Here is an 8,182-nt window from a genome sequence, read left to right as displayed (position 1 = left end):
ACCACCGTGGTATCGCTCGTCATGGCGTATCGCTCCTTCGGGAGGTCCTGGCAGGCTCGTCACCCGCCTCGATACGCCGCCTCTCTCAGCCCGCCATCACCCAGTTTCGGCCATAGCTCGAGGCGGCGCTGCCGCGTGCTGACCGCAGCCGCGGCGGGCGGCCGCCCTGGGACGCGGTGCTGATGTTTCGCGTGCTCGTGCTGCAGGCGCTCTACACGCTGTCGGACGACCAGACCGAGTACCAGCTGCGCGACCGGCTCAGCTTCATGCGCTTCGTCGGCCTGGCCCTGCAGGACGCCGTGCCGGATGCCAAGACGATCTGGCTCTACCGCGAGCAGCTGACGCGCGCGGGCGCCTTGGCGACGCTGTTCGCGCGGTTCGATGCCATGCTCGCCGAGCGGGGCTTCCTGGCCATGGGCGGGCAGATCGTCGACGCGACTATCGTCGAGGCCCGCCGCCCGCGGCTGACCAAGGAGGAGAAGGCCACGCTGCGCGGCGGCGGCACGCCTGGAGGCTGGTCAAAGGCGCGCACGCGCCAGATCGACCGCGACGGGCGCTGGACGCTCAAGCGCGGCCGCAAAGCCAAGCCGCCTGAGGGATCGCCGCGCCAGGCCACGGCCGAGATCGCGGTGCCGATGTTCGGCTACAAGAACCACTTGGGCGTCGATCGCCAGCACGGGTTCATCCGCCGCTTCGTGGTCACCGACGCGGCGCGGCACGACGGCGCCCAACTCGGCGCCGTGCTGGACCCGGGCAACACCGGCAGCGGTGTCTGGGCAGACACCGCTTATCGCAGCAAGGCCAACCTCGAACTGCTGGACCGGCGCGGCCTGCGGCCCGAGTTCCAGCGGGCCAAGCCGCGCGGGCGGCCGATGCCCGCGCATATCGCCCGCGGCAATGCAACGAGGGCGCGCGTGCGCAGCCGGGTCGAGCATGTCTTCGCCGCCGAGAAGCGCGGCATGCGCCTCGTCATCCGCTGCATCGGCCTGGTGCGCGCCACCGCGCGGATCACGCTGGCCAACCTCGCCTACAACATGCGTCGCTTGGTCTGGATCGAGGGGCGAGGTGTGCCCGCCTGACCGATTTCGGACCCCAAGACGGCTCGCAGCCCATGCCGCGGCGCCCCGGAGAGGCGCGAAAGCAGCAGATCCGCCTGCTCCATCACCCTCAACAGACCTCAGCAGCCAACAATCACCGGGTTATTCGAGGTGTCCTGGCGGTGGCGTATCGCCGGCTGGCTCTCGGATATTCCTTTCACACCTTGCACAGCAGTTTCGCCCCCTGGGCCAGCGGCTGGCCTTATTGGCGTCCCCGCCAGCGGCGCATGCCGTCGCCGCCCGGTCCGTCGCGCCGGGCCTTGCCGTGCCGATGCTGGCCGGTGGCGGGTGTTGATCGGAGAGCCAGGCTGCCGGCTCCCGGCAGGGGCATATTGCAGCCGATCGCCCCGACGGATGGACAAGGGCCATGACTTCGCGCTTCGCTAGCCGCAAGCGCGCTGGCACGGGCCGGCGGGACATGGAAGGGAGGGATGGGTGCACGCTTGGACGGCCCTGGCCACGAGTCGCGTCTTTGTCCGGACCACCCGGGTCATGGCATGACGACCGCTGCTGCGCTCGGCAGCCTGTTCCGTGCGCGCTCCGTCGCGCTGGTCGGCGCCACGGACCGCTCCATCTGGTCACAGGCCGCTTTCGCCAATTTCGAACGTATCGGCTTCACCGGCCGCATCCACCCGGTCAGCCGCAAGGGCGGCCTGGTGCACGGACTGCCCGCCGCCACCTCCTGCGCCGCGATCGGGGAGCCGGTGGATGCCGCGCTGCTGATGGTGCCGGAAGGCGCGATCGCCCAGGCCTTCGCCGACATGAATGCCGCCGGCGTCCGCAATGCCGTCGTGCTGACCTCCGGCTTCGCCGAGATAGGCGCCGAAGGGGCGGCGAAGCAGGAAGCCCTGCTGGCGGCGGCGCGGGCTGAGGGTGTCACGCTGCTCGGGCCCAACTGCCTCGGCTTCATCAACTATGCCGACCAGGTGCCGATCTGGACCACCCAGCCGCCCATGCCGGTGATCCGGGGCGGCGCCATCGGCATCGTCTCGCAGAGCGGCGCGACGGCAGGCTTCATCGCCGCCTTCGCGCATCGGCAGGGGATCGGCCTGTCCTACCAGGTCTCCACCGGCAACGAAGCCGATGTGAATGTCGCTCGGGTGGTCGATTTCCTGGTGGACGACCCGGCCACCAAGGTGATCGGCCTGTTCCTGGAGACGGTGCATGACGCGCCATTGCTCGCCGAGGCCGCGCGACGGGCGCTGGCGGCGGGCAAGCCGATCGTCGCCATCAAGATCGGCGCCAGCGAGACCGCGGCCCGCGCGGCGGAGGCGCATACCGGCTCGCTCGTCGGCGACGACCGGGTCTTCGACGCGGTCTGCCGCCAGGTCGGCATCATCCGCGTCTCCTCCATCGAGGACCTCGTCTTCACCGCCGCGCTGCTCGCCCAGCTGGGCCATGTCCGGGACCGGCGGCTCGGTCTTGTCTCAATCTCCGGCGGCGTCTGCGAAATGGCGGCCGACCATGCCGAGGCGGCGGGCGTCATGGTGCCGCGGCTGGCGGAGCCGACGAAGGAGGCGCTACGGGAGGTCCTGCCCGCCTTCGGCACGCCGAACAATCCGCTGGACGTGACCGGCGGGGCGATGCTCGATGCCTCGCTCTTCGCCCGCAGCCTGCCGGCCTTCGGCGCCGACCCCGCGATCGGCCTCATCGCCTGCTTCATGGACCTGCCGGACACACCGGAGGACATCGCGGGCTATCGCGGCGAGATCGTGCGGCAGATCGGCGCCGGCTTCCGGGCCTCGGGCAAGCCCTGCGTCATGCTCAGCGTCATGACCCGGCCGGTGATGGAGCCGGGCAGGGCGCTGCTGGCGGAGACGGGCATCACCTATCTCGGCAGCGGCGTGCAGCACGGGCTTGCTGCCATCGGCCGCGCCTTCGCCTGGGCCGAGCGGCAGGAACGAGGGCTGCCCGCCATGCCGGCCGCACCGGCGCCGGCGCGCGAGCGGCCGGGGAGCGAGCATGCGACGCTGGACTATCTCGGCCGTCGCGGCGTGCCGGTGGTGCCCCTGACCCTGGCGCGCAGCGCCGCGGAGGCGGTGGCGGCGGCCGGGGCCCTGGGCGGGCCAGCGGTGCTGAAGATCGCCTCGCCCGACATTGCCCATAAATCCGATATCGGCGGCGTGCTGCTGAACCTGGCTGGCCCGGCGGCGGTTGGGGAGGGCTTCCAGCACATCATGGCGCGCGTGCGCGCGGCCAGGCCCGAGGCCGCGATCGAGGGGGTGCTGGTCGCGCCCATGCGCGCCGGCGGTGGTGTCGAGCTTTTCGTCGGCGTCCTGCGCGATCCGCTCTGGGGCCCCGCCATCGCGGTCGGCCTCGGCGGCATCTGGGTGGAACTGCTGCGCGACACCGCCATCCGCCTGCTGCCGGTCACGCCCGCCGAGGTGCTGGAGATGTTTTCGGAATTGCGCGGCGCGAAGCTGCTGGACGGTTACCGCGGCACCCCCGGCATCGACCGGCAGGCGACCGCGGACGCCATCGCGCGCATCGGCGATGCGGCGTTGGCGCTCGGCCCGGGCCTCGCCTCGCTGGAGGTGAACCCGCTGCGCGCGACCGCCGAGGGCGCCGAGGCGCTGGATGCCCTCGCCATCTGGACCGAGGAGGGCTGAATGGAGGCCGACCGCATTCCCGTCATCATCGGCGCGGGCGAGGTCACGGAACGCCCGGCCGACCCGCTGCAGGCACAGGAACCGGCCGCGCTGATGGCCGAGGCGCTGCGCCGCGCCGCTGTGGATGCCGGCGCGCCGGACCTGCTCCCGGCGCTCGACAGCCTCGACATCGTCAACTCCGTCTCCTGGCCCTATGGCGACCTGCCGGCGGCGCTGGTGGGGTTCCTCGGCATGCGGCCGCGCCGGCTGGTCTATGGTCCGGTCGGCGGCGAGAGCCCGGTGCGGCACCTGCACGAGGCGGCGAACCGTATCGCCCGGGGTGAGAGCGCAGTCGCCGCCGTGGTCGGCGCCGAGGCGACGCATGCGGTGGCGCAGGCGCAGAAGCAGGGCATCACCCTGCCCTGGACCATGCCCGACCCGAACTGGACCCGCACCCGCGGGCGGGACTTCCTGCACCCGCTCTCGGTCCGCCTCGGCGTCGCCGACCCCGTCTCGGTCTATCCCTTCTACGAGAATGCGGTGGAGGCCTTCCTCGGCCAGACGCCGGCGGAAGGGCAGGCGGAATCGGCGGCGCTGTGGTCCGCCTTCTCCGGCGTCGCGGCGCGCAATCCCTCCGCCTGGCTGAAGCGGGAATACACGCCGGAGGAAATCGCCACGCCCGGCCCGAGTAACCGCCCGATCGCCTATCCCTATACCAAGCTGCAGGTCGCCAATCCCATGGTGAACCAGGGCGGCGCCATCCTGCTGACCAGCCTCGCCCGGGCCCGGGCCGCCGGCGTGCCGGAGGAGCGGACGGTGCATCTCTGGGCCGGCGCCGCGGCAGTGGAGCCGCGCGATTACCTGCACCGCGACCACTACCATGAGAGCCACGCGCAGAACGCCGTGCTCGACGCCTGCCGGAAGATCGCGGAGACGGAGGGCGCCAGCTTCGAGACCTGCGAGCTCTATTCCTGCTTCCCCTGCGTGCCGAAGATGGCGGCGCGGCGGCTCGGCCTGCCCCGCGGCATGGCCCCGACCACCACGGGTGGCCTGACCTTCTTCGGCGCGCCGCTCAACAACTACATGACGCATGCCGCGGCGGCGATGGTGCGGGCGCTGCGGGCCAAGCCCGGTAGCGCCGCGCTGCTCTATGGCCAGGGCGAGTTCGTGACGAAGCACCATGCGGTGGTGCTGGCCAGCCGCCCGCCGAAGCAGGTCCGCCTGCCGCAGGACTACGACGTCCAGGCGGAGGCCGACAGCCGCCGCGGCCCGGTGCCGTCCTTCGCGGAGGAGGCCGAGGGCGAGGCAACGATCGAGACTTTCACCGTGCTGCATGACCGTGACGGAGCGCCGCATCATGGCGTGGTGATCCTGCGCCTCGCCGATGGCCGGCGCGCGCTGGGGCGGGTGCTGGGGACCGAGGCGGACACGATCGCGCTGCTGAAGCGCCCGGACCGCACGCCGATCGGCACGCAGGGTGTGCTGCGCCGCGCCGCGGACGGGCTGCAGGACTGGAGTCCGGCGTGAACCGCTGAGGCTTCACGCCGGCCTTCCATGACCGCAAGCGGATTCAGCGGCCGAGAGCGACGCAGATCGGCTGCGCAACGCGGCGTGACGGCCGATTCCCGCCGATCCAGCATCGGGAAGAGACAAGGCAGCGGCGGCCCGGGCACCAGGGCCGCGCAGGGGGAAGGACAAGGAATGACCATCCAGCGCAGGCAGTTGATCGCGGCGACCACCGCCGCAACCCTGATCGGCGGCGGGCGGGCGCGCGCCCAGGCACAGCAGCCCATCCGCCTCGGCGTGCTCGGCGATTTCTCGGGGCCGTACCGCCACCTCTCCGGTCCCACCAATGTCGCCTGCGTGCGCCAGGCCGTGCAGGATTCCGGCCTGATCGAGCGCGGCATCCCAGTGGAGGTGATCCAGGCCGACCACCAGCAGAAGGCGGATACCGGCACCGCCATCGTCCGGGAATGGTTCGACCGCGGCGGGGTGGATGTGGTGCTGGAGGTCAACAACTCCTCCATCGCCCTCGCGGTGAACAGCATCGTGCGGGAGAAGGACAAGATCCATCTCAACACCGGTGCCGCGACGACGGAGCTGACGGCGCATAATTGCAGCCCGAACACCGTCCACTGGACCTATGACACCTACATGCTGGCGCGCTCCTCCGGCGTCGCCACGGTGAAGGCCGGCGGCAACAGCTTCTTCTTCATCACCGCCGATTTCGCCTTCGGCTACCAGATGGAGCGGGACCTGACCCGCTTCATCGAAGCCGAGGGCGGCAAGGTGGCGGGCAAGGTGCGCTATCCTTTCCCGGCGACCACCGACTTCTCCTCCTTCCTTCTCCAGGCGGCATCGAGCCGGGCCAAGGTGGTCGCCTTCCTCAATGCCGGGGCGGATTTCATCAACTGCGTGAAGCAGGCGAATGAATTCGGCCTGACGAAGCGAGGCCAGAAGCTGCTCGGCATCATCGGCTTCATTAACGACGTACACACGCTCGGCCTCGAGACCGCGCAGGGGCTGATGCTGACCGAGTGCTTCTACTGGGACCTGAACGACCGGACGCGGGCCTTCACCCGCCGTGTCCTTCCGAAGACGCCCGACAACTACCCCAACCAGTGCCAGGCCGGCGCCTACTCCGCGGCCTTCCATTACCTCAAGGCCGTGGGCCAGGTCGGTGCCGAGCGCGCCAAGGCGTCGGGCCGGGAGATGGTGGAACTGATGAAGCGCATGCCGACCGATGACGACGTCTTCGGTGCCGGCCGCATCCGCGAGGATGGCCGCAAGCTGCACGACGTGCACCTGTTCGAGGTGAAGAGTCCGGCGGAGTCGCGTGGTCCCTGGGACTACTTCAAGCTGGCCCGCACCACCCCCGCCGAGGAGGCCTTCCGGCCCCTGTCGGAGGGCGGCTGCCCGCTGGTCAAGGCCTGACGGACCGGTCATGCTGCACTGAAGACGGGCAGGGAGGAAGAAGATGGCCGATGCGAAGACCGACGCGGTCCTGGTGTCCGTGGCGGAGCCGCATATCGCGCTCGTCACCATCAACCGGCCGGAGGCGCGCAACGCCGTCAATGGCGCGGTGGCGCAGGGGCTGGAAGCGGCGGTCCAGCGCATCGAGCAGGATCCGGAGATCTGGGCCGCCGTGCTCACCGGCGCGGGGCCGCATGCCTTCTGCGCAGGCGCCGATCTGAAGGAGGTCTCGGCCGGCAACAGCAAGAGCCTCTCGACCGAGAAAGGCGGCTTCGGCGGCTTCGTGCGCGCGCAGCGGACGAAGCTCTGGATCGCCGCGGCGCAGGGCCATGCGCTGGCGGGTGGGCTGGAATTGCTGCTGGCCTGCGATCTGGCGGTGGCGGCGGAGACGGCCAATCTCGGCCTGCCGGAAGTGAAGCGCAGCCTGGTCGCCGGCGCGGGCGGCGTCTTCCGCCTGCCGCGCGCCCTGCCCAGGGCAATCGCCTTGCAGATGATCGCCACCGGCGAGCCGATCCCCGCGACCCGCGCCGCGCAATTCGGCCTGGTAAATGCGGCGGTCCCGGCGGATCAGGTGGTGCCGACGGCGCTCGACCTCGCGCGGCGGGCCTGCGCCAATGCGCCGATCGCGGTGCGGGAGAGCCTGGCCGTTGCGCGCAAGGCGGCGGATCTGACGGAGGAGGAACTCTGGGCGATCAGCGCCAAGGCGAGCGCTTTCATCCGTACTACGGAGGATTTCCAGGAAGGCCCAAGGGCTTTCGTCGAGAAGCGTGCGCCGCGCTGGGTCGGGCGCTGACTCGCGGGTTCCAAGGGCCTTTCGGACCTTGGCGGAGGGGGGCGGGGGAGGCAGCGCCTCCCCCGATGTCTGTGAGGAGGGCAGGAATGGCAGGCAAACTGGACGGCAAGGTCGCGCTGGTCTCGGGTTCGGGGCGCGGCATCGGGCGGCAGATCGCGCTGAAACTGGCGAGCGAAGGCGCTCGGGTCGTGGTCAACGATCTCGATGACGGCCCGGCCAATGAGACGCTGGCCGAGATCAGGGCGCTTGGCGCCGAGGGCATCGCCTGCAATGGCGACGTGACGAAGGAGGGCTTCGCGGAACGCTTCGTCGCCGCCGGCACCGATACCTGGGGTGGGCTCGACATCATCGTCAACAATGCCGGCTATACCTGGGACAACGTCATCCAGAAGATGACGGACGAGCAGTGGTACGCCATCCTCGACGTCCACCTGACCGCGCCCTTCCGTATCATGCGTGCCGCTTCCCGCTTCATCCGGGAGGCAGCGCGGCGCGAGGCGGAGGAGGGCCGTGAGGTCTTCCGCAAGGTGGTGAACATCTCCTCCACCTCGGGCGTCTACGGCAATGCCGGCCAGGCCAACTACTCCACCGCCAAGGCGGGCATCCAGGGGAGAGCTATGGCCGAAACTGGGTGATGGCGGGCTGAGAGAGGCGGCGTATCGAGGCGGGTGACGAGCCTGCCAGGACCTCCCGAAGGAGCGATACGCCATGACGAGCGATACCACGGTGGT

Annotated in this window: 6 protein-coding genes; all 6 read left to right on the top strand. The window is 70.5% G+C overall.

Going from position 1 to position 8,182, the window contains the following annotated elements; translation table 11 throughout:
* Window positions 1-128: 128 nt before the first annotated feature.
* The 6 genes from LHA35_RS27175 (at window position 129) to LHA35_RS27150 (ending at window position 8,086) form a co-directional block, all read left to right on the top strand.
* Entirely contained in the window at window positions 129-1,079 is a 951-nt protein-coding gene (locus tag LHA35_RS27175; RefSeq protein WP_408902422.1) for an IS5 family transposase, read from the top strand.
* Between the two features lie 515 nt (window positions 1,080-1,594).
* Window positions 1,595-3,706, top strand: coding sequence for an acetate--CoA ligase family protein (locus LHA35_RS27170; RefSeq protein WP_226614280.1), 2,112 nt, complete (start codon window positions 1,595-1,597; stop codon window positions 3,704-3,706).
* On the top strand, window positions 3,707-5,212 hold the full coding sequence (locus LHA35_RS27165) for an acetyl-CoA acetyltransferase (RefSeq protein WP_226614278.1): 1,506 nt from the start codon (window positions 3,707-3,709) through the stop codon (window positions 5,210-5,212). It begins immediately after the preceding gene.
* Window positions 5,213-5,386: 174 nt separating this feature from the next.
* Window positions 5,387-6,619 (top strand): ABC transporter substrate-binding protein, encoded by a 1,233-nt coding sequence (locus LHA35_RS27160; protein WP_226614276.1) that lies wholly within the window; start codon window positions 5,387-5,389, stop codon window positions 6,617-6,619.
* Between the two features lie 43 nt (window positions 6,620-6,662).
* Window positions 6,663-7,451 (top strand): enoyl-CoA hydratase-related protein, encoded by a 789-nt coding sequence (locus LHA35_RS27155; RefSeq protein WP_226614274.1) that lies wholly within the window; start codon window positions 6,663-6,665, stop codon window positions 7,449-7,451.
* An 86-nt stretch (window positions 7,452-7,537) separates the two neighbouring features.
* Window positions 7,538-8,086, top strand: a complete 549-nt coding sequence (locus tag LHA35_RS27150; protein ID WP_226614272.1) for an SDR family NAD(P)-dependent oxidoreductase — start codon at window positions 7,538-7,540, stop codon at window positions 8,084-8,086.
* Window positions 8,087-8,182: the final 96 nt, after the last annotated feature.

Source organism: Roseicella aerolata (assembly GCF_020523605.1).
Taxonomy (GTDB): domain Bacteria; phylum Pseudomonadota; class Alphaproteobacteria; order Acetobacterales; family Acetobacteraceae; genus Paracraurococcus; species Paracraurococcus aerolatus.
This window is presented reverse-complemented; position numbering and strand designations above follow the sequence as displayed.

Coding starts and splice junctions, on each gene's coding strand:
- LHA35_RS27170 (WP_226614280.1), top strand. CDS start 1,595: ATGACGACCGCTGCTGCGCTCGGCAGCCTGTTCCGTGCGCGCTCCGTC.
- LHA35_RS27165 (WP_226614278.1), top strand. CDS start 3,707: ATGGAGGCCGACCGCATTCCCGTCATCATCGGCGCGGGCGAGGTCACG.
- LHA35_RS27160 (WP_226614276.1), top strand. CDS start 5,387: ATGACCATCCAGCGCAGGCAGTTGATCGCGGCGACCACCGCCGCAACC.
- LHA35_RS27155 (WP_226614274.1), top strand. CDS start 6,663: ATGGCCGATGCGAAGACCGACGCGGTCCTGGTGTCCGTGGCGGAGCCG.
- LHA35_RS27150 (WP_226614272.1), top strand. CDS start 7,538: ATGGCAGGCAAACTGGACGGCAAGGTCGCGCTGGTCTCGGGTTCGGGG.